Origin of the sequence: Methylobacterium sp. 4-46 (assembly GCF_000019365.1) — a bacterium.
Taxonomy (GTDB): Bacteria; Pseudomonadota; Alphaproteobacteria; order Rhizobiales; family Beijerinckiaceae; genus Methylobacterium.
Genome location: NC_010511.1, coordinates 1,796,624 through 1,821,395, shown reverse-complemented (window position 1 = coordinate 1,821,395; position 24,772 = coordinate 1,796,624). Strand labels below are relative to the sequence as shown.

22 protein-coding genes and 1 pseudogene are annotated in these 24,772 nt (G+C 73.2%); 10 read left to right on the top strand and 13 right to left on the bottom strand.

Annotation, left to right across the window (positions count from 1 at the left end; translation table 11 throughout):
- Nucleotide 1 precedes the first annotated feature (1 nt).
- Nucleotides 2–1,012: a fumarylacetoacetate hydrolase family protein gene (locus M446_RS07655; RefSeq protein ID WP_012331535.1), complete on the bottom strand. Its 1,011-nt coding sequence runs from the start codon at nucleotides 1,010–1,012 to the stop codon at nucleotides 2–4.
- On the opposite strand from M446_RS07655, the gene M446_RS36940 reads away from it, so the two are divergent.
- Nucleotides 1,011–1,190 carry a hypothetical protein gene (locus M446_RS36940; RefSeq protein WP_150108607.1) on the top strand — a complete coding sequence of 60 codons (180 nt, stop codon included), beginning with the start codon at nucleotides 1,011–1,013 and terminating at the stop codon, nucleotides 1,188–1,190. The two genes, M446_RS07655 and M446_RS36940, sit on opposite strands and share 2 nt — an antisense overlap.
- A 399-nt stretch (nucleotides 1,191–1,589) precedes the next feature.
- Here the strand turns inward: M446_RS36940 and M446_RS07650 are convergent, their stop codons facing one another.
- On the bottom strand, nucleotides 1,590–2,243 hold the full coding sequence (locus tag M446_RS07650) for a carboxymuconolactone decarboxylase family protein (protein WP_012331534.1): 654 nt from the start codon (nucleotides 2,241–2,243) through the stop codon (nucleotides 1,590–1,592).
- 831 nt (nucleotides 2,244–3,074) lie between these two features.
- Here M446_RS07650 and M446_RS07645 point away from each other — a divergent pair.
- Nucleotides 3,075–4,661: a peroxidase family protein gene (locus M446_RS07645; RefSeq protein ID WP_012331533.1), complete on the top strand. Its 1,587-nt coding sequence runs from the start codon at nucleotides 3,075–3,077 to the stop codon at nucleotides 4,659–4,661.
- A 158-nt stretch (nucleotides 4,662–4,819) separates the two neighbouring features.
- On the opposite strand, the gene rffA is transcribed toward M446_RS07645, so the two are convergent.
- The 5 genes from rffA to M446_RS07620 form a co-directional block, all read right to left on the bottom strand.
- Nucleotides 4,820–5,965 carry a dTDP-4-amino-4,6-dideoxygalactose transaminase gene (gene rffA / locus M446_RS07640; RefSeq protein ID WP_012331532.1) on the bottom strand — a complete coding sequence of 382 codons (1,146 nt, stop codon included), beginning with the start codon at nucleotides 5,963–5,965 and terminating at the stop codon, nucleotides 4,820–4,822.
- Between the two features lie 346 nt (nucleotides 5,966–6,311).
- The gene (locus tag M446_RS07635; protein ID WP_012331531.1) at nucleotides 6,312–7,136 is read right to left on the bottom strand and encodes a purine-nucleoside phosphorylase; all 825 of its coding nucleotides are present in this window, start codon (nucleotides 7,134–7,136) and stop codon (nucleotides 6,312–6,314) included.
- Nucleotides 7,133–7,540, bottom strand: a complete 408-nt coding sequence (locus M446_RS07630) for a cytidine deaminase (RefSeq protein ID WP_012331530.1) — start codon at nucleotides 7,538–7,540, stop codon at nucleotides 7,133–7,135. The genes M446_RS07635 and M446_RS07630 overlap by 4 nt, the downstream gene beginning before the upstream one ends.
- A 140-nt stretch (nucleotides 7,541–7,680) precedes the next feature.
- The gene (locus tag M446_RS07625; RefSeq protein WP_012331529.1) at nucleotides 7,681–8,535 is read right to left on the bottom strand and encodes a prephenate dehydratase; all 855 of its coding nucleotides are present in this window, start codon (nucleotides 8,533–8,535) and stop codon (nucleotides 7,681–7,683) included.
- Between the two features lie 22 nt (nucleotides 8,536–8,557).
- Entirely contained in the window at nucleotides 8,558–9,301 is a 744-nt protein-coding gene (locus M446_RS07620; RefSeq protein WP_043702154.1) for a 3-deoxy-manno-octulosonate cytidylyltransferase, read from the bottom strand.
- Between the two features lie 282 nt (nucleotides 9,302–9,583).
- Here M446_RS07620 and M446_RS07615 point away from each other — a divergent pair, with 282 nt between their 5' ends.
- The 5 genes from M446_RS07615 (at nucleotide 9,584) to M446_RS07595 (ending at nucleotide 18,027) form a co-directional block, all read left to right on the top strand.
- Nucleotides 9,584–10,123, top strand: coding sequence for a c-type cytochrome (locus tag M446_RS07615; RefSeq protein ID WP_012331527.1), 540 nt, complete (start codon nucleotides 9,584–9,586; stop codon nucleotides 10,121–10,123).
- A 415-nt stretch (nucleotides 10,124–10,538) separates the two neighbouring features.
- The gene (locus M446_RS34155) at nucleotides 10,539–12,935 is read left to right on the top strand and encodes a caspase family protein (RefSeq protein ID WP_012331526.1); all 2,397 of its coding nucleotides are present in this window, start codon (nucleotides 10,539–10,541) and stop codon (nucleotides 12,933–12,935) included.
- A gap of 239 nt (nucleotides 12,936–13,174) precedes the next feature.
- Nucleotides 13,175–15,040, top strand: a complete 1,866-nt coding sequence (locus M446_RS07605) for an extracellular solute-binding protein (RefSeq protein WP_012331525.1) — start codon at nucleotides 13,175–13,177, stop codon at nucleotides 15,038–15,040.
- Nucleotides 15,037–16,920 (top strand): extracellular solute-binding protein, encoded by a 1,884-nt coding sequence (locus M446_RS07600; RefSeq protein ID WP_012331524.1) that lies wholly within the window; start codon nucleotides 15,037–15,039, stop codon nucleotides 16,918–16,920. Before M446_RS07605 ends, M446_RS07600 begins: the two co-directional genes overlap by 4 nt.
- A gap of 6 nt (nucleotides 16,921–16,926) precedes the next feature.
- Nucleotides 16,927–18,027 carry a microcin C ABC transporter permease YejB gene (locus M446_RS07595; protein ID WP_012331523.1) on the top strand — a complete coding sequence of 367 codons (1,101 nt, stop codon included), beginning with the start codon at nucleotides 16,927–16,929 and terminating at the stop codon, nucleotides 18,025–18,027.
- A gap of 31 nt (nucleotides 18,028–18,058) precedes the next feature.
- On the opposite strand, the gene M446_RS07590 is transcribed toward M446_RS07595, so the two are convergent.
- The 5 genes from M446_RS07590 to gspG form a co-directional block, all read right to left on the bottom strand.
- Nucleotides 18,059–18,982, bottom strand: coding sequence for a general secretion pathway protein GspK (locus tag M446_RS07590; RefSeq protein ID WP_012331522.1), 924 nt, complete (start codon nucleotides 18,980–18,982; stop codon nucleotides 18,059–18,061).
- The gene (locus M446_RS07585; RefSeq protein ID WP_012331521.1) at nucleotides 18,979–19,620 is read right to left on the bottom strand and encodes a general secretion pathway protein GspJ; all 642 of its coding nucleotides are present in this window, start codon (nucleotides 19,618–19,620) and stop codon (nucleotides 18,979–18,981) included. The genes M446_RS07590 and M446_RS07585 overlap by 4 nt, the downstream gene beginning before the upstream one ends.
- A 106-nt stretch (nucleotides 19,621–19,726) precedes the next feature.
- A complete protein-coding gene (locus tag M446_RS07580) occupies nucleotides 19,727–20,227 on the bottom strand; it encodes a type II secretion system protein (protein WP_012331520.1) in 501 nt (166 codons plus the stop codon).
- Nucleotides 20,224–20,709, bottom strand: a complete 486-nt coding sequence (locus M446_RS07575; protein WP_265576562.1) for a prepilin-type N-terminal cleavage/methylation domain-containing protein — start codon at nucleotides 20,707–20,709, stop codon at nucleotides 20,224–20,226. Before M446_RS07575 ends, M446_RS07580 begins: the two co-directional genes overlap by 4 nt.
- Nucleotides 20,710–20,725: 16 nt before the next feature.
- Nucleotides 20,726–21,178, bottom strand: coding sequence for a type II secretion system major pseudopilin GspG (gene gspG, locus M446_RS07570; protein ID WP_012331518.1), 453 nt, complete (start codon nucleotides 21,176–21,178; stop codon nucleotides 20,726–20,728).
- 183 nt (nucleotides 21,179–21,361) lie between these two features.
- On the opposite strand from gspG, the gene M446_RS39660 reads away from it, so the two are divergent.
- Entirely contained in the window at nucleotides 21,362–22,384 is a 1,023-nt protein-coding gene (locus M446_RS39660; RefSeq protein ID WP_012331517.1) for a hypothetical protein, read from the top strand.
- Nucleotides 22,385–22,829: 445 nt separating this feature from the next.
- Here M446_RS39660 and M446_RS39655 read toward each other — a convergent pair.
- Nucleotides 22,830–23,174, bottom strand: a pseudogene (locus M446_RS39655) (aldehyde dehydrogenase family protein); the annotation flags it as partial.
- A gap of 13 nt (nucleotides 23,175–23,187) precedes the next feature.
- On the opposite strand from M446_RS39655, the gene M446_RS38545 reads away from it, so the two are divergent.
- Nucleotides 23,188–23,790, top strand: a complete 603-nt coding sequence (locus M446_RS38545) for a hypothetical protein (RefSeq protein ID WP_210161176.1) — start codon at nucleotides 23,188–23,190, stop codon at nucleotides 23,788–23,790.
- A gap of 379 nt (nucleotides 23,791–24,169) precedes the next feature.
- Complete coding sequence (locus M446_RS07545; RefSeq protein WP_322597457.1) at nucleotides 24,170–24,763, top strand: universal stress protein; 594 nt, start codon at nucleotides 24,170–24,172, stop codon at nucleotides 24,761–24,763.
- Nucleotides 24,764–24,772: the final 9 nt, after the last annotated feature.

The following is a 24,772-nucleotide window of genomic DNA, read 5'->3' as shown; positions in this document are numbered from 1 at the left end:
GTCAGGTGAGGCGGAAGCGCAGCTCGCCCAGGCCCTCCAGGCTGCAGGCGACCTCGTCCCCGGGCTTCAGCCATTGCCGCTCGGCGCGCGGCTTCTTCTCCCCGAAAATCACGCCGTGCGGCGTTCCCGTGTAGAAGATGTCGCCCGGCTTGATCGTCATCATCTTGGAGGCGAAGCTGATCAGCTGGCGGCAGTTGAAGATCATGTCGTTGGTGTTCCAGTCCTGCCGCTGGACGCCGTTGACCCGCGTCTCCAGCCGCAGATTGTTGGGGTCCTTCACGAGGTCGCTGGTGACGAGGTAGGGGCCGAGCGGCGCGAAACCGTCCGCCGTCTTGCCGATCATGAATTGCGACGTCAGGGTCTGCAGGTCGCGGGCGCTGAAGTCGTTGCCGGTGGCGTAGCCCGCCACGCAGTCCAGGGCCTCCGCCTCCGACACGTTGGAGCATTCCCGCCCGAACACGATCACCAGCTCGACCTCGTAGTCGAACTCGCGCGCGACCGCGGTCGGCAGCTTGATGGTGCCGCCATGGTGGTTGAGCGCGTTGTTGTACTTGTTGAAGAGCGGAGGGTCCTTGGGGATGGGGGTTCCGGTCTCGGCCGCGTGGTGCCGGTAGTTGAAGCCCATCATGATGATCTTCTCGGGCCTCGTGACGAGGGGAGCGAACCGCACGGCCTCCTCGCGCAGGTAGAGGGTGTCCGGCCCGCGCGCCGCCCCGTCCGCCACCGCCCGGAGCAGCCCGCCCTTCCCGTTCTGCAGGAGGTCGTCCATGTCGGCGGGCGCGGGCAGGCCGAGGCTCGCCGCGGCCGCGGTCACGTCGAGGATGCCCCGCTCCGTCTTGACGCCGAGGCCGTAGCCCCCCTGGCGCTGCATGTTGAGCAGCGTCATGCCCCGCGGCATCTCGAAGGAGGCTGCCGCGGCCGCCGCCCCGGTCCGCAGCCCCGCGGCCGCCCCGGCGCCGGCGGCCGCCAGCCCGGCCGCGCCCATCAGGAAATCGCGACGATCTGCCTGCATGTCCGTGTCCCTCCCTGCAGCATCGTCCGACGACGCGGCGACCGGTTCGCCGGACGACGTGCGGCACAACCAAGAGCCGGCCGTCGCTTTCGTTCCAGCCCGCACCGGACCGGCGCAGGCGGGGTCGGGCGATCCCGGCGAGCCGGCTCGCCGCATCGTCGTGCCGCCGAACCGGTGACCCCACCGGCGCGGGGCGCTCAGGGCGCCGCCGTCACCTTCCGCTTCCAGAGATCCCAGGCCCGCCGGTGGATCTGGTCGAGCGCCCTGTCGGCCTTCTCGGCCTCCTCGCGGGCGAGGATGACGGGCGGGCCGTCGAGCGCCCTCGCCTGGCTCTGAATGCGCGCATTCAGCTCGGTGGAGACGCCCCGGAGGACCGCCGGCGGCAGGGTGGGGCCGACCGGGCGAGGCAGGCCGCTCGGGCGCCACCCTCATGGGCGGGCTCCTTCCGGGGCGGCCGTGACCCGGCGCGTGGGGCCGCGCAGGACGGCACCGGCGAGCGTGGCCTGTTCAGACCGCTGATCAGCGTATTCCCGGTTGAGTCAACCGGGCCCCCGCGGCGGGGCGAGCCCCGCGCGGCTCACGGCTCGCCCGGCTTGAAGGGCGGCTCCTTGCCGGGCGGCACGCCCTCCTCGGCCATGCTGAGCAGCATCGCCACCGTGACGTAGGTGCCGGTCAGGGCCGTGAGGTCGACCACGCCCTGCTCGCCCAGCACGGCCTTCGCCCGCGCGAAGGTCTCGTCCGAGACCGCGTGCTTGGTGGAGAGCTCCATGCAGAAATCGTAGACCGCCTCCTCGTCGGGCTTCATGCCGCGCGGGCGCCGATTGGCCTTGAGATCGGCCGCGACCTCCTCGGACAGGCCCGCCTTGAGGGCCAGCGGATGATGCGCGTACCACTCGACCTGCGAGCGCCACAGCCGCCCCGTGATCAGGATCGCGAACTCGTTCAGCCGCGTCGGCACCGAGGTGTGCCAGCGCAGGTAGTCGAGGAGATCGTACATCCGCTGCGCCATCTCGGGACTGCGGATCATCGGGTTGTAGGGGCCGGCGAGCCCGACGCTGGAGATCTTCATGATCTTCTCGCCGAGCGGGCGCTGCTGGTCGGTGAGGGTCTCCAGCGTGAGTTGCGGGAAGCGCGGCTCCCTGCCGAGGGCCGGCGCCCGCCCCTGCCAGGCGGTCAGCCCGCCCGCCCCGAGCCCGGCGAGGAGCACGAATCCCACGAGGTTGCGTCGCATCGGCCTGTCCTCCCTGGCGCGGGCCCGTCGGGATGCGGGCCGCGCGCGACGCGGGCCCGTCGGGATGCGGGCCGCGCGCGAGGCGGGCCCGCCGGGATGCGGGCTCCGCGCCGGGATAAAGTCGACCGCGTGGCAGCCGATGTCCAGCCGGCCGCCGCGCGGGCGCCGTCGGGCGGGGCAGGCCGGACAGCAGCATGCCGGCAGGCAGGGTCCGTCGCCGGATCAGGCTCTCGATCGTGCGGGCGGCCCCGGACGATCACGCGATCACAGGATCGGATTTCATGAGGTGCGGCTTTACCGCAACCTGACTTGGGGACATCCATGCGGCCGAGGCAGGGGCCAGGGCCGGCGCCCCGTGGCAGAGCCTTCCCGCGGGCGGCGCCCTGCCCCTCCGCACCGGCTCCGTTCCCACGGTCCATGCCGGATGAAATTCGTCATTCGCCTCTCTCTTCCGCCTTTTTTTGATATATTCATATGCCTATTTTGCGCAATGTCTCCGTAATTGAAATCATACTTTCTGATATTTATCAAATCAGATGCCTGAGATATCTTTCTGATGATTCAAGATCCGGCGCATTCCGACATGTGCGAAAGATCACGATTCTCGCCCCCGCGGCATTGACAAAACAGGCCAAATCGAGCGATACGGTGGCTGTTTCCAAGCGTCGTGTTTTCGGATGCCCCAGGGGACATCCGTGGAGATTTCACCGAGAGATCCGGCGCTCGCGACGCGGCAGAGGCCTCGCGGCCGTGCGGGCGCCTTCTTGGACGGCGGGTGGCCCGCGCCGCGCGGATCACTCTCGTCGCCCCTCACGGATCGGGAGTGCGCCCATGGTGGATTCCGCCCGCGACACCAGCCGGGACGGCCTGCGCAACACGATCGAGACCTTCCTGCTCACGCGCGGCAGGCCGTTCTGGCAGGTCGCCAACCGGCAGCCCTGGCTCGCGCGCCTGTTGAACCGGCTGATCGTCGACAATGCCGTGCGCAAGGCGCCGATGCGGCCGCTGCGGCTCAGCACCATGGCACCCTACAGCTCCTGGTCGTCGCTCACCGACAGGACGTGGTTCTCGCGCTACGCGCCGCCCGGAGATCTCGACCCGCTGCCGCCCCTGGACGCGGTGGCGCGCCTCTTCGTGACGCGGCCGGAAGGGCCGCGCCTGTCGACCCGCTCGACCCTCCTGTTCCCGAGCTTCGCCCAATGGTTCACGGACGGGTTCCTGATGACGGATCCCGCCGATACCCGCCGCACCCGGACCAATCACCAGATCGACCTGAGCCAGATCTACGGGCTCACCGAGGCGGTGCAGGCGGCCCTGCGGCGGCGCAGCGAGGCCCGCGGGGAGCGCGGGCGGCTCCTCTCCGAGATGCACGGCGGCGAGGAATGGGCGCCGCGCCTCTTCGACCCGGAGGGCCGGCGCGACCCGCGCTTCTCGGCCGTGCCCGATCCGGTGAAGATGCCCGACACGCTCCCGCCGGAGCGCAAGGCCACCCTCTTCGCCTTCGGGGGCGAGCGGGCCAACGCCACGCTCTTCACCGCGGCCATCAACACCCTGTTCCTGCGCGAGCACAACCGGCTCTGCGGCGTGCTCGAAGCCGCCGAGCCGGACTGGGACGACGAGCGGATCTTCCAGACCGCCCGCGCCATCAACATCGTCCAGCTGATCAAGGTCGTGGTCGAGGAGTACATCAACCACATCTCGCCCTACTGGTTCAGGCTGCTGGCCGACCCGACCCCCTGCTACGGCGCGCGGTGGAACCGCGAGAACTGGATCCCGGTGGAGTTCAACCTGCTCTACCGGTGGCACAGCCTGGTGCCCGAGCGGGTGCGATGGCGGGACGGCGAGGTCCCGATGGCCGGCACCCGCTTCGGGAACGGGCCGCTCCTGGCGGAGGGACTCGGCGCGGCCCTGCACGCCGCCAGCGCGACCGAGGCGTGGCGCCTCGGCCTCTTCAACACCGCCGAGATGCTGCGGGAGGTCGAGCGGGCGAGCGTCCAGCAGGGCCGCACCAACCGGCTGGCGAGCTACAACGACTACCGGGAATTGATGAACTATCCCCGCATCACCCGCTTCGAGCAGATCAGCGGCGATCCGGACGTGGTGGCGGCCCTGCGGGACCTGTACGGGACGGTGGACCGGATCGAGTTCTTCGTCGGGCTCTTCGCCGAGGACCTGCCGCCGCGGGCGGCGGTGCCGCCGCTGATCGGCCGCATGGTGGCGGCGGACGCGTTCTCGCACGCGCTGACCAACCCGCTCCTGTCGCCGCAGGTCTACAACGCGGACACGTTCACCCGGGCGGGCATGGCCTGCATCGCCGAGACCTCCACGCTGCGGGACATCGCGGCCCGCAACCTGCCCGGGGGCGGCCGGGGGCTGCGCATCACGATGGACCACCCGCTCCACCGCTCCTCCGCCTGATCCGGGATCCGCTTGATCGAAGCGGATCCCGGATCCCGAGCCCGCGCGGCGCCTGAGCGCGGCGCCTGAGCGCAGCCGACATCCGCATCGCCGAAATGCGAGATGGCGAAGCGATCAACCGGATGGCGCATGAGGGGCCGCGGCGCGGGGCGCCCCGCTCAGGCGTAGAAGGCCTCGACCGCGGCCACGACCCGGGCGATCTCGCCCCCCGTCATGTTGAGGAAGAGCGGCAGCCGCACGAGGCGCGCGCTGACCGAATCCGTGACCGCGAGGCTCGACCCGGCCCGCCCGTGGCGCCGCCCGGCCGGCGCCGAATGGAGCGGCACGTAGTGGAAGGTGGCCTGGATGCCGCGCGCGCCCAGATGCGCCAGGAGGCGGTTGCGGGTGTCCTCGTCGCGCGTCAGCAGCCAGAAGATGTGGCCGTTCGTCTGGGTGCCCGCCGCCTCCGGCAGGGTGACGAGGCCGCGCGCGGCGAGCGGGGCGAGGCCGGCCCGGTAGGCGTCGCAGAGGGCGCGCCGCTCGTCGCAGATCGCCGCCGCGCGCTCGAGCTGGGCCAGCAGGAACGCCGACACGATCTCGCTCGGGCCGTAGGAGGAGCCGACATCCTGCCACGTGTACTTGTCGACCTCGCCCCTCAGGAAGCGGCTGCGGTCGGTGCCCTTGTCGCGCACGATCTCGGCGCGCGCGGCGAGGCGGGGGTCGTTGACGAGGAGCGCGCCGCCCTCGCCGGCGATCACGTTCTTGGTCTCGTGGAACGACAGGCAGCCGAGATGCCCGATCGTGCCGAGGGGCCGCGCCCCGTCCCGCGCCAGATGGGCGTGGGCGGCATCCTCCACCACCACGAGCCCGCGCGCGTTCGCCACCGCCATGACGGCGTCCATCGCGCAGGCCCGCCCGGCATAGTGGACGACCGCGATCGCCCTGGTGCGGGGGGTGAGCGCGCCCTCGATGAGGCGCTCGTCGATGTTGAGGGTGTCGGGCCTGATGTCGACGAAGACCGGCGTGGCGCCGCGCAGCACGAAGGCGGTGGCGGTGGCCGAGAAGGTGAAGGAGGGCATCACGACCTCGTCGCCGGGCCCGACCTCCGCCAGGATCGCGGCCATCTCCAGGGCGGCCGTGCAGGAATGCGTCAGCAGCGCCCGGTGCGTGCCGAGTTCGGCCTTGAGCCACTCCTCGCAGCGCTGCGTGTACGGCCCGCCCCCCGCCATGCTGCCGTTGCGCAGGACATCCGCGATGTAGTCGAACTCCCGCCCGACCACCGTGGGGCGCCCGAACGGGATCCTGGACTCGGACTCGATCGTCATCCACCGCACGTTCCGTACCCCTGTTGCGCCGGGTATCGAGCAACGACAGCGCAGCGTCAATCCATCCAAGCTGTCCCGGTCTGCCTTATGTGGGGACGATCGCCCCGGTCCCGCCGCACCTGGGCCATTGGGACGCCGATGAGAGTCAGTTTCGATCAGCGTTCTTCCGGCAGACGAACCGGCCGAGATAGCGGAGTGACTGCTTTGATGCGACATCGCGACTGGATACGACTTTTCGTCTAGGGCATCGTCGGCGCGAAATCCGGAATGAGACCGCCGGATATCCATCCTCGGCGCGCGCCGGCGGCGCTCACCCGGGACCGGCGCGGGGGCGAGGCCCCGGGCCTCAGGGTCCCCCGGGTCCCGAGAGCCAGGCTTCGACGAGCCGGCCCACCGCCTCGGCGGCCGGCGCGGCGGCGCGCTTGGTCTCGGCATGGGTCGGGCTGCCGCCGTGCAGGCCGGCCGCGTGGTTGGTGACGATCGAGAGCGCGGCGACCCGCAGGCCGAGGAAGCGGGCGAGGATCACCTCCGGCACCGTCGACATCCCGACGAGGTCCGCGCCGAGGAGCCCGGCCATGCGGATCTCGGCCGGCGTCTCGAAGCTCGGGCCGGAGAACCACGCGTAGATGCCCGCGTGGAGGGGAATCCCCGCCCGCGCGGCGGCCCGCCGCAGGCCGTCCTGCAGGCCCGGATCGTAGGCGTCGACCATGGGCACGAAGCGGGCGTCGGAGGGCTCGCCGATCAGGGGGTTGAGGCCCGACAGGTTGAGATGGTCGGTGATGAGCGCCAGGGCCCCGGGGCCGGCCTCCTCGCGCAGCGACCCGGCCGCGTTGGTGAGAAGGAGGGGCGGGCCCCCCAGCGCCGCCAGGGTGGCGAGCGGCACCCGCATGGCGGCGGCATCGCCCCGCTCGTAGGGATGGACCCGGCCCGCGAAGAGCAGCACGGGCCGGCCCGCGAGCGTGCCCGCCACGAGCCGCCCGGCATGGCCCGAGACGCCGGAGAGCGGGAAATGCGGGATCTCGTCGTAGGGGAGGATGCGGGGCGACGCGATCCGCTCCGCGAGGGGGCCGAGGCCGGTGCCGGCCACGATGGCGAGCGCGAAGGGACCCGCGACGCCGCGGGCGCGCAGCGCGGCGGCGGCCGCGGCGGCGCGGGGATCGGGCGGGCTCACGCCCCGGCCCCGAGATTGTCCGGGCCGAACGAGGCGGGCAGCAGGGCGTCCAAGGTGAAGCTGCGCCGCACGCCCGCGGGCCCCGCCACGTGGATGGGCGTGTCCGGCGCGGCGAATTCCCGGATGCGCTGGCGGCAGGCGCCGCAGGGGGTCACCAGCGCCTCGCCGTCCCCGAGCACCAGCATCGCCGCGATGCGCCGTCCCCCGCTCGCCACCATGGCGGCGATGGCGCCGGCCTCCGCGCAGGTGCCGACCGGGTAGGCCGCGTTCTCGACGTTGCAGCCGGCATGGATCGCCCCGGTCTCGTCCAGGAGGGCGGCGCCGACGCGGAAGCGCGAGTAGGGCGCGTGGGCCCGGGCCTGCACGGCCCGGGCGGCGGCGAAGAGGGCGTCGGTGGCGGTCATGCGGTCGGCGAGCTCGCAGGCGGGCCCGATGATTGCCCGGGACGAGGGGGCGCTGTCGAGCCCCGCGCGGCCGCGGCCGCGGCCAGGGCCCGTCCCGGGCGCGACGGCCGCTTTCCCGCTCCTCCGGCGGCCGCTTGCCGCTACTCGGCCCGCGGCCGCGTGCTCTCGCGGAACGGATGGGCCGGGTAGGTGCCGATGAGGCGCAGCTCCCGCGAGAAGTAGGCGAGCTCGTCGAGGGCGCGGCGCAGGGGCGGCTCCTCGGGATGGCCGTCGACCTCGGCGTAGAACTGCGTCGCGGTGAACTGGCCCTCGACCATGTAGCTCTCGAGCTTGGTCATGTTGACGCCGTTGGTGGCGAAGCCCCCAAGCGCCTTGTAGAGCGCGGCCGGCAGGTTGCGGACCCGGAACACGAAGCTCGTCACGCAGGGCCCGCTCTCGGGCGGGGGCACGGACGGCTCGCGGGCGACCACCACGAAGCGCGTCGTGTTGTGGGCCTCGTCCTCCACGTCCTGCTCGACGATGGTGAGCCCGTAGATCTCGGCCGCGAGGCGCGGCGACAGGCTCGCGCGGGTCGGATCGCCGATCTGGGCGACCTCGCGGGCGGCGCCGGCCGTGTCGCCCGCCACCACCGGCTTCAGGCCGCGGCGGCGGACCACCTTGCGGCACTGGCCGAGGGCGTGGACGTGGCTGTGGACGCTGCGCAGAGCCTCCGGATCGGCGCCCGGCAGCGCCATCAGCTGAAAATGGATCGGCAGGAACTGCTCGCCCACGATGTGCAGCCCGGAGGCCGGGAGCAGGTGGTGGATGTCCGCGACCCGGCCCGCGATGGAATTCTCGATCGGGATCATGCCGAGATCGGCGCTGCCGTCCGCCACGGCCGCGAAGGCGTCCTCGAAGGTGGGGCAGGGCAGCGGCGTCCAGTCCGGATAGGCTTCGGCGCAGATGATGTGCGAGTTCGCGCCGGGCTCGCCCTGGTAGGAGATCGTGCGGGTCATCGGGAGGGACGCGGCCTTCTGGTCAGTTGAGGCGCCTGGCCGCCATCACGGCGCGGGCGCGATCGAGGTCGTGGGGGGTGTCGACGCCGAGCGGCACGTCGTCGACGATGGTGGCGTCGATGCGCATCCCGGCCTCGAGGGCGCGCAGCTGCTCCAGCTTCTCGCGCTGCTCCAGCGGGCTCGGGCCGAGGGCGACGAAGCGCTCCAGCGCCCGGCGGCGATAGGCGTAGAGGCCGATATGGTGGTGGAGCGGCCCCTCCCCCCAGGGCGCGGTCGCGCGGGTGAAGTAGAGGGCGCGCAGCCGCGTGGGCGAGACCGGCGAGCCCACCACCTTGACCACGCTCGGCTCGGTGCGCTCCTCGGGTCGCGTGATCACGGCGCAGAGGGTCGCGATGTCGACGGCGCGGTCGGCGAGCGGGGTCACGGAGGCGGCGATGACGGCGGGGTCGATCGTCGGCAGGTCGCCCTGCACGTTCACCACCACGTCGTGGCGCCCCTCCGGGTCGATGATCGCGAGCGCCTCCGCGAGGCGGTCGGAGCCCGAGGGGTGGTCGGGCCGGGTCAGCACCCCGAGCCCGCCCACGGCCTCCACCGCCGCCACGATGGCGGGCGTGTCGGTGCAGACCACGACCGGGCCGAGACCCGACTCGATCGCGCGGCGCCAGACGTGGACGATCATCGGCTCGCCGCAGATCTCCGCGAGCGGCTTGTCCGGCAGGCGGGTCGCCGCGAGGCGGGCGGGGATCAGGATCAGCGGATCGGACATGGACGAACCGGAGAGGAGCGAGAGGCGCGAGCCGGGATTCGCGCGCTCCATAGACCATATCCGGGTCTGCCCGCCACCGCGGCGCCGCCCGGGCCGCGCTCAAGTGCGGCCCGGGCCGCGTCTGCGACCAACCGACGTTGGTTGGAGCCATTGTCAATGGCGCGGGAGAACGGCTAAGCACCCCGCCGTGTGTTCCCCGCGCGCGCGGCCGGTTCGGGCCGTCCCCGCCACCTCCAACCGCCTACGAGGCCCTGCTCGTTCGAGCACCGGAGCTGCCGAGACATGGATTCCTTCGAGCTTAACAAGGTCGCCGGTGCCGTGCTCGGCACGCTGTTGTTCGCGATGGGCACGGGCTTCCTCGCCGAGCTGATCTACAAGCCGAAGCCGGCGGGCGATCGCGGCTACGCGCTCGCGGCCGCCACCGAGGCGCCGGCGGGCGGCGGCGAGGCGGCGCCCAAGGAGGAGCCCCTGCCGGTGCGCCTCGCCAGCGCCGACGCCGCCAAGGGCCAGTCGGCGGCCAAGAAATGTGCGGCCTGTCACAACTTCGACAAGGGCGGCGCGAACAAGGTCGGGCCGAATCTCTGGGGCGTCGTGGGCCGGCCGAAGGGCAGCCACGAGGGCTTCAACTACTCGGCCGCGATGAAGGCCAAGGGCGGCGACTGGAGCTACGAGGACCTGGACCAGTTCATCCACAACCCGAAGGGCTACGTGCAGGGCACGATCATGGCCTTCGCGGGCGTGTCCTCCGGCGCCGAGCGCGCCGACATCCTGGCCTACCTGAAGACGCTCTCGGACAAGCCGGTCGACTTTCCCAAGCCCTGATGCCCAAGCCTTGATGCCTAAGCCTTGATGCTCAAGCCCTGATCCGAAAGCCTTGATCCCGGATCCCGACCGGGGCGGACCATCGTCGGCGCGGAAGGCCGGGCGCCCGCCCGGCCTTCGTCGTGTCATGCCAAATCCGCTTGATCCCTTCGGGATGGCGGATTTGGGCTTCGCTCAGGCGCCGCGCGGGCTGGTGATCCGCTTGATCCCTTCGGGATGGCGGATGTGGGCTTCGCTCAGGCGCCGCGCGGGCGTGTGATCCGGGATCCGCTTCGATCAAGCGGATCCCGGATCACGGCCCTGCCAGCCGAGATCGCCGCGCGGGCGGGCACACCGCGTGCCGATCGGCACTTGTGCGCTCCCATCGACCCGATATCCCATCCCGCATGGGAGGCATTCGGCTGGGAGGCGATGCGTGACCGGATCCGTCGGGCGGGCGCTCCTGATTCTGCTCACGCTCTGCCTCTCCGCGGCGGCCGCCAGGGCCGAGCGGCGCCTCGCCTTCGTGGTCGGCGTCAACGCCTACGCGAATCTCCCCCAGGGGATGCAGCTCGAGCGGGCGGTGCGCGACGCCGAGACCGTGGCGGACGCGCTGCAATCCCTCGATTTCCGCGTCGCGCGCCTGACCCGCGAGGCGACGCTCACCGGCTTCCTCACCGCCTTCGGGGCCTTCACCCGCGAGGTCGAGCCGGGCGACACGGTGCTGTTCTACTTCGCGGGCCACGGCGTCGCCCTCGACGGCGTCAACTACCTGATCCCGGCCGACATCCCCTCGCTGGCGGCGGGCGGCGAGGGCGTGGTGCGCAAGCTCGCCCTCGCCGAGGCCGACATCATCCAGGACATCCAGTCCCGCGGCGCCCGGGTCACGATCCTGGTGATCGATGCCTGCCGGGACAACCCCTTCCCGAAGGCCGGGTCGCGCACGCTCGGCGCGCCCCGCGGCCTCGCGTTCAAGGAACCGCCGCAGGGCGTGTTCTCGCTCTACTCGGCCGGGGCGGGCCAGCAGGCCCTCGACCGCCTCCCCGGCAGCGACCCGAGCCCCAACTCGGTCTTCACCCGCGTCTTCGCCGCCGAGCTGCGCAAGCCCGGCACCAGCCTCGTCGATCTCGGCGAGACGGTGCGCGAGGAGGTGGCCGCCCTCGCCCGCCGGGCGAACCACGACCAGATCCCGGCCGTCTACAACCAGGTGCTCGGCGCGCGGCGGATCATGCTGGCCGGCGCGCGGGCCGAGCCGCCCGCGCCCGCCGCGCCCCGGGCCGACGAGATCGCGTGGCGCTTCCTCAAGACCAGCACCGACCCGGAGGCCCTGCGCAGCTTCGTCGCGCAGTTCGGCGACAGCCCGCTGCGGGCGGAGGCCCAGGCCCGCCTCGCCGAGATCGAGACGAGCCGGCGCCAGACGGTCGCCGCGCTGCCGCGCCCGACGCTGCGCCGGGTCGGCGACGAGGCCCTCTGCGACGAACTCGCCGCCGTCTCCGACGGGCGCGAGCGCGCGCCGGGCCTGCGCGGCGTGCCGCTCGACAAGATCGACGCCCGGCGCGCGGTCGAGGCCTGCCGGGCGGCGACGCGGGCGGCTCCCGACAACCCGCGCTACGCGGTGCAACTCGGCCGGGCCCTGCACGCCGACAAGCAGTACGGCGACGCGGCGGCCTGGTACCGCCGCGCGGCCGATCAGGGCAGCGCGCAGGCCCTCAACAACCTCGCCACCCTGACGCTGGAGGGGCTCGGCGGCCTGGAGCGCAGCCCCGACGAGGCGCTCCGCCTGTTCCACCGCGCGGCCGAGCGCGGCAGCGTCGCGGCGATGCGCAACCTCGGCAACCTCTACCGGACCGGCAGGCAGGGGGTGGCGAAGGATTCCGCCGAGGCCGTGCGCTGGTACAGGGCGGCGGTCGAGCGCGAGGATGCCGCCGCCATGGTGGAGCTCGGCGTGATGACGGCCCGCGGCGAGGGCGTGCCGAAGGACGAGGCCGAGGCGGGACGGCTCTACGCGCGGGCCGAGCGCCTCGGCAACGCGGCGGCCCAGAACAACCTCGGCCTGTTCCTGCTGCACGGGAAGGGCGGGTTCGCCAAGGACGAGGCGGAGGCCGCGCGCCTGTTCCGCCGCGCCGCCGAGGCGGGCAATGCCCACGCGATGGCGCATCTCGGCTGGATGACCAAGCTCGGCAAGGGTGGCCTGGCGAAGGACGACGTCGAGGCCGTGCGGCTCTACCGCAGGTCGGCGGAGGCCGGGAACAGCCTCGGCATGGCCTACCTGGCGGCGATGTACCGGGAGGGGCGCGGCGGCCTGCCAGAGGACGCGCGGGAGGCGCGCAGGCTCTACGAGCGCGCCGCCGAGGAGGGCAGCGCGGTCGGGCGGGCGGGCCTCGCCTTCCTGCACGAGCGGGGGCTCGGCGGCCTGCCGCGCAACGAGGCCGAGGCGCTGCGCCTCTACCGGCTCGCCGCCGAGGAGAACAACGGCGTCGCGATCGACCATCTCGGCCAGTTCCACCGGGACGGCAAGGGCGGGCTGCGGCCCGATCCGCAGGCCGCCATGGCGCAGTTCCGGCGGGCGGCCGATCTCGGCTTCGCCCCCGCCATGGCCCATCTGGGCGCGCTCTACGAGAAGCGCCGCAACGCCGCCGAGGCCCTGGCCTGGTACCGCAGGGCCGCCGACCTCGACGACCCGCTCGGGCTCTACCTCCTGGGCCAGGCCCACGAGACCGGGCTCGGGATGCCCCGGAACCGGGGCGAGGCGCTGCGCCTCTACGGGCGGGCCGCCGAACTCGGCCATGCGGGGGCGGCGGCCGCCCTGCGGCGCCTCGGCAGGAGGGTGTGAGGGCCAGGAAGGCCTGAGGGCAAGAAGTCTAGGGGCAGAGGGTCTGGGGCAAGAGGATCTGGGGCAAGAGGGTCTGGGGCAAGAGGGTCTGGGGCAAGAGGGTGTGGGGCAAGAGGGCGTGAGGGGCCGGGCGGCTGCGCGCATCGGGCAGGTGGCGCCAGGGGAGCGCGGGACGTAAACACGGGATCATCGCCGCGCCCGGCCCGTCGCCCGGGCGCCCAGACGGAGGATCGTCCCGCGTGACCGCACGCCGCCCCGCCGCGCTCGCCCTTCTTCTCTGCCTGACGGGTGGCCTCGCGCCCGCGCCGGCCCTCGCCGACCCGCCCTGGCGCCACGGCCTGACGCTGCTCGGCACGCCCAAATACCCCGCCGACTTCACCCATTTCGCCTATGCCGACCCGGAGGCGCCCAAGGGCGGGCTCCTGCGCCTCGGCCAGCAGGGCTCCTTCGACAACCTCAACCTGATCGTCTCGGGGGTGAAGGGCGACCTCGAGGGCGAGGTCCCGCTCATCTACGACACGCTGATGACCGAGGCGCTCGACGAGCCCTTCACGTCCTACGGGCTCCTCGCGGAGGGCGTGCAGGTGGCGGAGGATCTCGGCAGCGTCACCTACCGGCTGCGGCCGCAGGCGAAGTGGCACGACGGCGCGCCGGTCACGCCGGCGGACGTGATCTTCTCGTTCGGGATCCTCAAGGAGAACAGCCCGCTCTACGCCTCCTACTACCACAACGTCGCCAAGGTCGAGGCGGTCGGGGAGCGCGAGGTGCGCTTCACGTTCTCGGAGACCGGCAACCGGGAATTGCCGCAGATCGTCGGCCAGATGCCGGTGCTGCCCAAGCACTGGTGGGAGGGCCGGGATGGCGGCGGGCATCCCCGCAAGCCGACCGAGACGACCCTGGAGATCCCGCTCGGCTCCGGTCCCTACCGGATCGCCAAGCTCGATCCCGGCCGCAGCATCACCTACGAGCGGGTGGCGGATTACTGGGGCCGCGACATCCCGGTGAACAAGGGCCGCTTCAACTTCGACGCCCTGCGCAACGAGTATTTTCGCGACGGCACGGTGCTGATCGAGGCCTTCAAGGCCGACCAGTTCGACTGGCGCAGCGAGAACATCGCCCGCAACTGGGCCACCGCCTACGACGGCTTCCCGGCCGTGCGCGAGGGGCGGATCGTCAAGGAGGAGTTCCCCTCCCGCGGCAGCGGCATCATGCAGTGCTTCACCTTCAACCTGCGCCGCGCGAAATTCGCCGATCCGCGGGTGCGCCGGGCGCTCAACCTCGCCTTCGACTTCGAGGAGATGAACCGCACCCTGTTCTACGGGCTCTACAAGCGGATCGATTCCTACTTCTTCGGCACCGAACTCGCCGCCTCGGGGCTGCCGGAGGGACGCGAGCGCGAGATCCTGGAGAGCGTCAGGGACAAGATCCCCGAGAAGGTCTTCACCGAGCCCTACCGCAACCCGGTCAACGGCAGCGCGGAGGCGCAGCGCACCAACCTGCGCGAGGCGGTGCGCCTCCTCCAGGCGGCCGGCTACGCGCAGCGGGGCGGCCAGATGGTCGAGGCGGCCTCCGGCCAGCCCCTCACCATCGAGTTCCTGGGCTACGACAACTCGGCCGAGCGCGTGGTGCTGCCCTATCGCCAGCAGCTCGAGCGGCTCGGCATCAAGGTCATGTTGCGGATCGTCGACCCGGCCCAGTACCAGAACCTCGTGCGCGGCTTCGACTTCGACGCGCTGGCGCTGAATTCCTGGCCGGAATCGCTCTCGCCCGGCAACGAGCAGCGCGATTTCTGGGGCTCCGCCGCCGCCGACAGGCCGGGCTCGCGCAACCTCGCCGGCATCAAGGATGCGGGCATCGACGCGCTGATCGAGAAGGTGATCTTCGCCCGCGACCGGGACGAGCTCGTCGCGGCGACCCGCGCGCTCGACCGGGTGCTGCTCGCCCACGACTACGTGGTGCCGCAATGGGCCGCCGGGGTGAGCCGGACGCTGCGCTGGAACCGCTTCGCGCATCCGGCGGTGCTGCCGACGTATGGCGGCTCGGGCTTCCCCTGGACCTGGTGGTACGACCGGACCCTCGCCGCCAAGACCGGGGCGGCGCGATGAGCCCGACCCGCCGCGCCCTGCTGCGGCTCGCCGGCAGCGCCGCCCTCGCGGGGACGCTGCCGCGGGCCGGCCGCGCGCAGGGGACAGCTGCGCAGGACGGCCGCCCCCCCGCGGGCGAGCGCCACGGCCTGTCGAGCTTCGGCGAGTTGAAATACCCGGCCGACTTCCCGCGCTTCGACTATGTCGAGCCGATGGCGCCGCGCGGCGGCACCTTCTCGACCCAGATCGCCACCACGGCGGGCAACCAAGCCTTCGAGACCTTCAACACGCTCAACATCTACGTGCTGAAGGGCGACGGCGCGGCCGGGATGGACCTGACCTTCGACAGCCTGATGACGCGCGCCCTCGACGAGCCGGACGCGCTCTACGGGCTCGTCGCCCGCGCGGTGCGGGTGAGCGAGGACGGCCTCAGCTATCGCTTCACCTTGCGCCCGCAGGCGCGCTTCCACGACGGCTCGCGGCTCACCGCCCGGGACGTCGCCTTCTCGATCCGGATCCTGCGGGACAAGGGCCACCCGCGGATCGCCTCGGTGCTGCGCGACGTCGCCGACGCGGTGCCGGAGGGCGACGAGGCGGTCACCGTCACCTTCGCGCCCGGCCGCAGCCGCGACCTGCCGCTCGTCGTGGCGGAGCTCCCGATCTTCTCGGAGGCCTATTACGCGGCCCGCGACTTCGAGGCCTCGACCCTGGACGCCCCCCTCGGCTCCGGGCCCTACCAGGTCGCCCGCTTCGAGGTCGGGCGCTTCATCGCCTTCGATCGGGTGCGCGACTACTGGGGCGCCGACCTGCCGGTGAATGTCGGGCAGAACAATTTCGACGAGATCCGCTACGAGTATTTCCGCGACCGCGACGTCGCCTTCGAGGCCTTCAAGGCCGGAGCCTTCACCTGGCGGGAGGAGTTCACCTCGCGGGTCTGGGCCACGGGCTACGACTTCCCGGCCGCCCAGGAGGGGCGGGTCAAGCGCGAGACCGTGCCGGACGCCACCCCGTCGGGCACGCAGGGCTGGTTCTTCAACACCCGCCGCCCGGTCTTCAAGGACCCGCGCATCCGCGAGGCGATCGGGCTCGCCTTCGACTTCGAGTGGTCGAACCAGAACCTGATGTACGGCGCCTATCGGCGGACCGCCTCGTTCTTCGAGAATTCCGACCTGAAGGCCGAGGGACCGCCCGGGCCGGAGGAGCTCGCCCTCCTCGAACCCTTCCGGGGCAGGCTGCCGGACGAGGTGTTCGGCGCGCCCTGGTCCCCGCCCCGCTCGGACGGCTCGGGCCAGGACCGGGCGCTGCTGCGGCGGGCCGACGCGCTGCTGCGCGAGGCGGGCTGCACCCGCGAGGGCGGCCAGATCAGGCTGCCGGACGGCCAGCCCCTCGCCTTCGAGTTCCTGGATTCGAGCCCGGTCTTCCAGCCCCTGGTGCAGCCCTTCATCAAGAACCTCTCGCTCCTGGGCATCCGGGCGAGTTCGCGCATGGTGGACCCGGCCCAGTACCAGGCGCGGCTCAAGGAGTTCGACTTCGACGTGGTCTCGACCCGGTTCGGGGGTTCGGTGACGCCGGGCGCGGGGCTGCGGGAGATCTATGCGAGCCGCAGCGCCGCCGTGCCGGGCTCGCAGAACCTCGCCGGCATCGCCGACCCGGCGGTCGACGCGATGCTGGACCGGGTCGCCAACGCGGCGACCCGGGCGGAGCTCACCACCGCCTGCCGGGCCCTCGACCGCTGCCTGCGGGTCGGCCGCTACTGGGTGCCGATGTGGTACTCGGCGCAGCACCGGCTCGCCCTCTGGGACCTGTACGGCCGGCCGGCCGCTCTGCCGCGCTACGGGCTCGGGGCGCCGGCGATCTGGTGGTACGACGCCGCCCGCGCGCGGCGCATCGGGCGGGGGTGAGGGCGGATGGCGAACTACATCCTGCGGCGCCTGCTCCTGATGGTCCCGACGATCTTCGGGATCATGCTGATCTCCTTCGTGATCGTGCAATTCGCCCCCGGCGGCCCGGTGGAGCGGGTGCTCGCCCAGCTCCAGGGCCAGAGCGCGATGTCGCGGGTGAGCGGCGGGTCCGGCGATCTCGGGGCGGGGGCGGCGCCGCGCGGCGGCGGGGGCGAGGCGAATTCCCGCTACCGCGGCGCGCAGGGCCTCGACCCCGCCTTCATCAAGCGCCTGGAGCAGCAATTCGGCTTCGACCGGCCGGCGCCCGAGCGCTTCGCCAAGATGCTGTGGGACTACGCCCGCTTCGACTTCGGCAAGAGCTACTTCCGCGACGTCTCGGTGCTGGAGCTGATCCGCGAGAAGCTGCCGGTCTCGGTGACGCTCGGGCTGTGGATGACGCTGATCTCCTACGCGGTCTCGATCCCGCTCGGGATCCACAAGGCGGTGCGGGACGGCTCGCCCTTCGACGTCTGGACCTCGGGCGTGGTCATCGTCGGCTACGCGATCCCCGGCTTCCTGTTCGCGATCCTGCTGATCGTGCTGTTCGCGGGCGGCTCCTTCCTGCAGATCTTCCCGCTGCGCGGCCTGACCAGCGAGGGATGGCAGACCTTCCCGCCCTGGCAGAAGGTGACGGACTACCTCTGGCACATCACGCTGCCGATCGTCTCGATGGCGCTCGGCGCCTTCGCGACCTCGACGCTCCTCACCAAGAACTCGTTCCTGGACGAGATCCGCAAGCAGTACGTGCTCACCGCCCGCATGAAGGGCCTGTCCGAGCGGCAGGTCCTGTACGGGCACGTCTTCCGGAACGCCATGCTGATCGTGGTGGCGGGCTTCCCGGGCGCCTTCATCTCGGCCTTCTTCGCCGGCTCGCTCCTCATCGAGACCATCTTCTCCCTCGACGGCCTCGGCCTGCTGTCCTTCGAGTCGATCGTGAACCGGGACTACCCGGTGGTGTTCGCCAACCTCTACATCTTCTCGCTGGTCGGGCTGGTGGTGAACCTGATCTCCGACCTGACCTACAGCTGGATCGACCCGCGGATCGACTTCGAGAGCCGGGCCGCGTGAGCGCCGGCCGGGCCCCAAGCGGCGCGGCCCGTCACCGGCCGGCGCGCCGCGCCGGATCCTCGGCGGCGAGCGCGGCCGCGATGCGCCCGCAGGCCGGGTGCGGCGCGGCCTCGGGCAGGGCCGGGGCGCCGTCGAAGCCGGCCTGCCAGCTCAGGAGGCCGGTATTGGACTGGCGGACCGAGCCGGCCGACAGCACCGCCTCCCGCTGCGCCCGCCCGCTCGGCGAGGCCGCCACGACCCGGATCGCGAAGACGCTGCGCGGCGAGCGCGCCGCGTAGGGGCGCAGCGCCTCCCCGACCGTGCCGCCGAGGAGCGCGCCGAGCGGCGACGGGCCGGGATCGAACTGGCCGGTCGCGTTGTAGACCGTCAGGAACGGCCGCAGCCGGGCCGCCTCCACCTCGCCGAGATGCGGCAGCATGCCGATCTCCGCGGGGCTGCGGAACGGCGCGTTGCGGGGGCCGTAGGGCAGGCCCTGGTCCCGGTATTGCGGGGCCTCGGCACCGCCATTCGGCTCCGGGTCGGAATCGGGGTCGCGGTAATCCACCACCTCCGCCGCGACGGTCCCGGCCTCGCGGTCGGGGAGGCCGAGGGCGCGGAAGGCGGCCTCCAGCAGCGGCCGCGGGCTGGCATTGAGGTCGATGAGCCCCGCCTGGTCCTGCACGGCGACGAGGAGGCGCGCGCCCGGCACCGGGCAGCCGACCGGCAGCCCGTCCTCGGGCAGGCCGAGGCCCGGCGCCCCGCGCTGGCGCTCGTTGAGCAGGGAGGCGGCGACGAGCCGGGCGGCGCCGTCCGCGAGCCCCTGCAGGCGCAGGCTCTCGGCCCGCCCGGAGGTGGCGCCGAGATGGACCGCGAAGCGCTCGGTGGCGATGGCGGCCGTGATCGCCACCGCGGCGAGCACGACGAGCACCGCGGGCAGGACGAAGCCGTCCTCGGCCGGGACGCCCGCGCGCCTCATGGGAGCGGCTCCAGCGGGACCACGAGCGGCGCCCAGCGCCGCGGGTCGCCGGGCGGGAAGTCGAGGACGATCTCGACCAGCGCCGGCATCCGGTCGCGGCGCGTCCAGGCGTCGAGCCAGCGCGGCTGCATCTCGGTCGGGGCGACGCCGAAATAGTGCAGGCGCAGCGCCGCCGCCCCGCCGACCAGCACCTCGGGCGGGTCGGCCTCGGCCGCCGTCTCCGGGACGCGGCTCTCGACGAGGTCGATGCGGCCGTCCGCCCGGGGCATCCCGGCCAGCACCATCCGCATGTCGGCGCCCCGCTCGGTCGCGGGGCTGGCCGCGAGGATCGCCACCAGACGTCCGGGCTCGCCCAGGAAGGACGGCCCCCTGCCGTCCGCGCCCCGGCCCCGGGGCCGGGCGAGGGCGGCGCGCAGGTGGTCGCGGACCACGTCGAGATCCGCCTCCACGGCGATGCCGGCCCCGAGCCGCGACAGGAACCCGGCCGCCCGGACCGCCTGCAGCAGCAGCACGGCGATCAGCGCCGCGACCGCGAGCGCCGTCAGCGCCTCGACCAGGGTGAAGCCCGCCGCGGCGGGCCCGGGCCGCGAAGCCGGCGGCGATTCGGGCGACAGCGGCCGCGAGCAGGATCCGATCACGCCGCCATCGAGGCCCGCTCCGGGGTCCCGACCGTGCCGTTGCGGAAAATGCGGCAAGACCAAAGATCGAGAGCGGCACCCGGTTGCAACGTGATCGGGTGCCGCTCTAGCGGGCCTGCCCGCCGGAAAGCAGCGTCGCGTAGACGAGCGGGCCGTTCGCGCTCCCCCGCCGCAGCTGGACGCGCCAGAGCGGCGGCAGACCCTGCCAGCCGAGCAGGGGCGCCACGTCCACGACGGTGAGCACCCAGGGTTCCCCATCGGCGAACCGACCCCGTTCGAGCCCCGGCTGGAGCCGACCTCCCGCCGCGCGCAGCATCACGATGGCCTCGATCTCGTCGAGGCGGTGCCGCTCGGCCGCGAGCTGGCGCGCGCGCCGGGCGAGCGACGCGCCCGCCTCCAGCGCGATGATCGTGGCGAGCGCCACGACCGCGAAGGCGACGAGCACCTCCACTAGGGTGAAGCCCTCCTGGCGGAGGAAGCTCCGCGGGCGGAGGAAGCTCCGCGGGCGGAGGAAGCTCCGCGGGCGGAGGAAGCTCCGCGGGCGGGCCGCGGCCCGCTCACCGCCCGCGGCCGCATCCTGCCCCCGCCGGGTTGAGGCCGGGTTCACGGCATCGCCTCCGCCTCCCCGACCCGGCCGGTGAGGCGGCTCACCGCGATCCGGCGCCCTCCGCCCCGCCCGTGGATCAGGATGGTCCCGCCCGAGGAGGAGCCGTCGGGGGCGAAGCGGATCTCGCCGGGGCCGGCCCGGCTGCCCGCCGCGGGCTCCACCTGGACGGCGTAGCCGGCCAGGCCGAGGGGGGGCGCTCCGGGCCGGCTGCTCAGGAAGAGGCCGCGGGCGGGGTCGAGCCGCAGCAGCGCCAGCTCGCCGGTGCGCCGCGCGTGGCCGCGCAGGCTGGCGAGTTCGCCCGCCACGCCGGCGGCGAGCCGGTCGAGCCGGCGGGCCGGGAGCATTCCGTCGAGGGCGGCGCCGCCGAGGAGCGCCGCCAGGGCGAGGATCGCCAGCACGACGAGCAGTTCCACGAGGCTGAACCCGCCCGCCTCCCGCCCCGGCCCGCCCGGCCGGGATCCTCGGCGTCCGCGGCGCGGCACCGGCGGCCCCGCGCGGTCAGCGGGCCGCGACCTCGGGCGCCGCACCGCGGCCCGGCGCGTCGGGATCCGTGAAGGCGATCTCGAAGGGGGCGCCGCCGGCTCCCGGCGAGCGATACAGGAACGGCCGCCCCCACGGGTCGAGCAGCCCCTTGCCGTCGCGCAGGTAGGGACCGCGCCACGCCGCCCGCGCGCCCTCGGGCGGGGTGACGAGGGCGGCGAGCCCCTCCTGCGTGGTCGGATAGGTGCCGAGGTCGAGGTAGTAGAGCTCGACCGCCTGGGCGAGGTTCTTGACCTGGATGCGCGCGGTCTCGCCCTTGGCGCGGCCGAGATAGCCGAGCACCTGCGGGGTGACCATGGTGGCGATCATCCCGATGATCGCCAGCACCACCAGGAGTTCCACCAGCGAGAACCCGGCCTTCCCGTCCCGTTCCGGGCGCCTCACCGCCTCGCCGCTGCGTCCCTGCCTCATCGCGCCGATCCCCGCTGTCCCGGCCCCATCCAGACTCCGAACCCCGAAGATAATCTAAACGCGACGCCTCCATGACTTCGCTGACTGAATTCCCCAGAGTCATCCGTTGACCGATCGTTAAGACCCGACATCTAGCGTCCGCGGCCTGGGGCCGAGCGCTGCGTGAGGATGCGGGAGCGAGAGATGCGGGGATTTCTAAGATTCGGTGCGGGGCGGGTCGTCCCCTGGGGCATCCTGCCCGGCGGATGCGGGGCGTTCGTCGGATTGTGCCTCGGGCTGGTCGCGACGGTCCCGGCGCTCGCGGCGCCGCTCACGGTCGCGCTGCCGGCGCCGCTGCCGCAGGTCCGGCTCCTGACCCCCATGATCGGCATCCACCTCGTGGGCCTGTGCCTCGGCTTCGGGGCCGCCGCGATGATGGATTTCTGGCTCCTGCGCTGGATGCGCTGGGGCGGAATGCCGCCCGAGATCGAGCGGATGATCCGCTTCATGGCCAAGGTCGTGACGGTCGGCCTCGCGCTCCTGTGGCTGTCGGGCCTCGGCTTCCTCGCCATCTACGCCGTCGAGTCGCCGGAGAAGCTGTTCAATCCGAAGATGTGGGCGAAGGTCTCGGTCGTGATCGTGCTCACCCTCAACGGCGTCGTGATCCACCATTGGGTGCTGCCGCGCGTGCTCACGGACGTGCGCCGCCCGATCCTGGAGGGCCTGTCCCCGGTGAGCGCCCGGGCCTTCCTGTTCTCGGGCGCGGTCTCGGCGGTGTCGTGGTCCTTCGCCTTCGCGCTCGGGATCCTGCGCGAGTTCAACGGCGTGGTGCCGGTGCAGCTCCTGCTCGGACTGTGGCTCGGGGGGGGTGGCGGCGGCGAGCCTCGCGACCGGGATCCTGTGGGGGCACTGGCGACGGGCCGGTCTCCTGGGCCGCGCCCCGTTCCTGCCGCCGCTCGAGACGGCGGGGCGGCCCTTCGTGGGCGTGCGCCGCCTGCTCTGGGGAGCCGACGCCACCGGGGCGGACGCCCTCGCCGAGACGCGGCCGGAGCGGGATCGCGGGGCGGTGGCTTAAGGCGGCGCGGGCGGGCCGTCACCGCCTCAGCCGCGGATCGTCCTGCGCGACGCGGCTGCGCACCGTGTACACGCCGAGGCCCGACAGGATGGCGCTGCGGGCGAGGAGACGGCCGTTCTCCCAGTTGGAGAGCCCCAGTTCGGGCTGGTTGAGGGCGTATTGCCCATCGACCCAGCGCGTGAATCCGTCGCCCACGAAGGGCGCGTTGACCGTGTCGAAGAAGCGCCGATGCGCGGCCGGGTCGCGGCTGATCAGCGAGGCCGCGAATTGCGGGCTGTAGCGGTTGAACAGCGCCACCGCGTGATCGAGGTCGTCCACGATCTTGAGGCTGACCTCGGGCGTGTCCTCCCATTCCCACTCGCGGCCGAGTTCGGCCTCGGGCAGGATCTCGGTCAGGGGCTCGGTGCGCTCGCCCTCCGCGCGCCGGGCGCGCACGGTCCCGGTCCGCCACGCGGGCGGCAGCACGGCCTCGTCGCCGGCCACCACGTGGAGCTTGCAGCCGTGGCCGCGGGCGCGGCCGGCCGCCTCCAGGGCGGCCAGGAAGGCCGGCAGCAGGTCGGCGAGCCGGGCCCTGTGGAGGCAGCACACGTTCAGCGTGTTGCACACCTTCCGGTCCAGGGAGGCCTCCACGGCGGCGGCGAAGCGCGCGGGATCCGCGTCGCGGTCGGCGACCATCCAGGCCCCGCCGGTGCCGTGCAGGCTGACCGCGGTCCCGGCCTGCCGGGCGACGCTGCCGAGCTGCGCGACCGCCCGGCCCGACCCGCGGGCCACTGCCAGGGCGAGCCGGCGGTCCGAGAACAGCGCCCAACCGGCGGCCCGGTCCGGACTGTCGATCAGCGACACGGCGCCGGGTGGGAGGCCGGCCTCCCGGAGGGCCGGGGCGAGCGCGTGCCGCTGGATGGCCTGCACGGTGGCGAGCGCGTCGCTGCCGATGCGCAGCACGGCGGTGTTGCCCGTGCGCACGACGCCTGCCGCGTCGGCGAACACGTTCGGGCGTCCCTCGAAGACGAAGCCCACCACGCCGAGCGGTGCGGCCACCTGCTCGATCGTCCAGCCGGGATGCGCCGCGCGCGATCACGCGACCGCGTCCCTCGCCGCAATCCCGCCACGCGCGCAGGCCCGCGCTCATGTCGCGCCGCATGCGGTCGCCCGCGACGAGGCGGGTGGTCGAGCGGCCGGCCTGCTCCGCGCGCGCCGCGTCCTGCCGGTTGGCCTGCGCGACCGCGTCCCAGACCGAGGAATCCTTCAGGAGCGCCGCGAAGCGGTCGAAGAACCGGTCGATGGCCTGATCCGGGACGGCCGGCAGCGCCCGGAACGCGGCCTCCGCCCGGTCCACAGCAGCGGCGGCCAGCGCCCTCTGCGCCGCGGGGACGTGCAGGAGATCGCCCGTCTCCTGCAGCACCAGCAGGTGGTCGCCGGGCTGGAACCGCGCGGCGAGGTCCGGCGTGATCACCGCGGCGCGGTCGCCGCCGAAGGGCACGAGCGTGCCGGGGATCAGGCGGTCGAGGGTGGTGATGGTCATGCGAGGGTGGTGATGGTCATGGCCGCTCGCCCCTAGAGCATTTTCCGGCGAAGTCGCCGCCGGTTCGGGGTAGAAAATGCGGCAGAATCAAGAACCGAGAGCAGGGTTCGGTTGCAACGGAACCCTGCTCTCGTGCAGAGCCGGCCCGCGTGCCAAGCTGCCCGCCGGGCCGCGCGCCCTCCGGGGAGGTGCTCATGAGCTACGCCACGATCATGGTCTCGGTCGACGCGCTCCCGGGCGCGGCCGGCCGCATCCGGCTCGCGGCCCAGGTTGCGGACCGGTTCGGGGCCTCCCTCACGGGGGCCGCCGCCCGGCAGCTCCCGCTCCCGGTGACGCGGACCTCCTTCGAGGAGCGGGAGGCGACTCCGCCGCCGAGTCGGCGCGGCTCCACGAGGATATCGGCGCCCTGCAGGCCGTGTTCGCGCGCGAGGCCGGCGGGCCGCAGCGCCGCTCCTGGCGCCAGGCCGCGATGGCGGCGACGGAGCATCTCGTCCTGCGCGCCCGGGGCGCGGACCTGCTCGTCGTCGGGCGCCCCGGCCCGGCCGACGGGATCGCCGCGGACGCGGTCCGGCCCGACCGGGTGCTGATGGAGGCCGGGCGCCCCGTCCTGGTCGTGCCGCCCGGCACCGAGCAGCTGCGGGCCGAGAGCATCGTGCTGGCCTGGAAGGACACGCCCGAGGCGCGGCGCGCCGCGGCGGCCGCGCTGCCCTTCCTGCGCGCCGCCGCGCGCGTCGCGGTCGTCAGCCTGGGACCCGCGGCGGCCGAGGAAGGGGCGGACGAGGTCGCCGAACTCCTGGCGCGTCACGGCGTCGAGGCCGCCCCGGCCGCCGAGCCGGTCCCGGAGGGTCTCGACGAGGCCGACGGCCTGCTGGCCTTCGCGGACCGGGCGGGCGCCGACCTGCTGGTCCTCGGCGCCTACGGACGCGGTCGCCTGCGGGAGTGGGTGTTCGGCGGCGTGACCCGCTCGGTCCTGCAGCGCAGCCCGCTCTGCTGCCTGATGACCCACTGATCCCGGCCC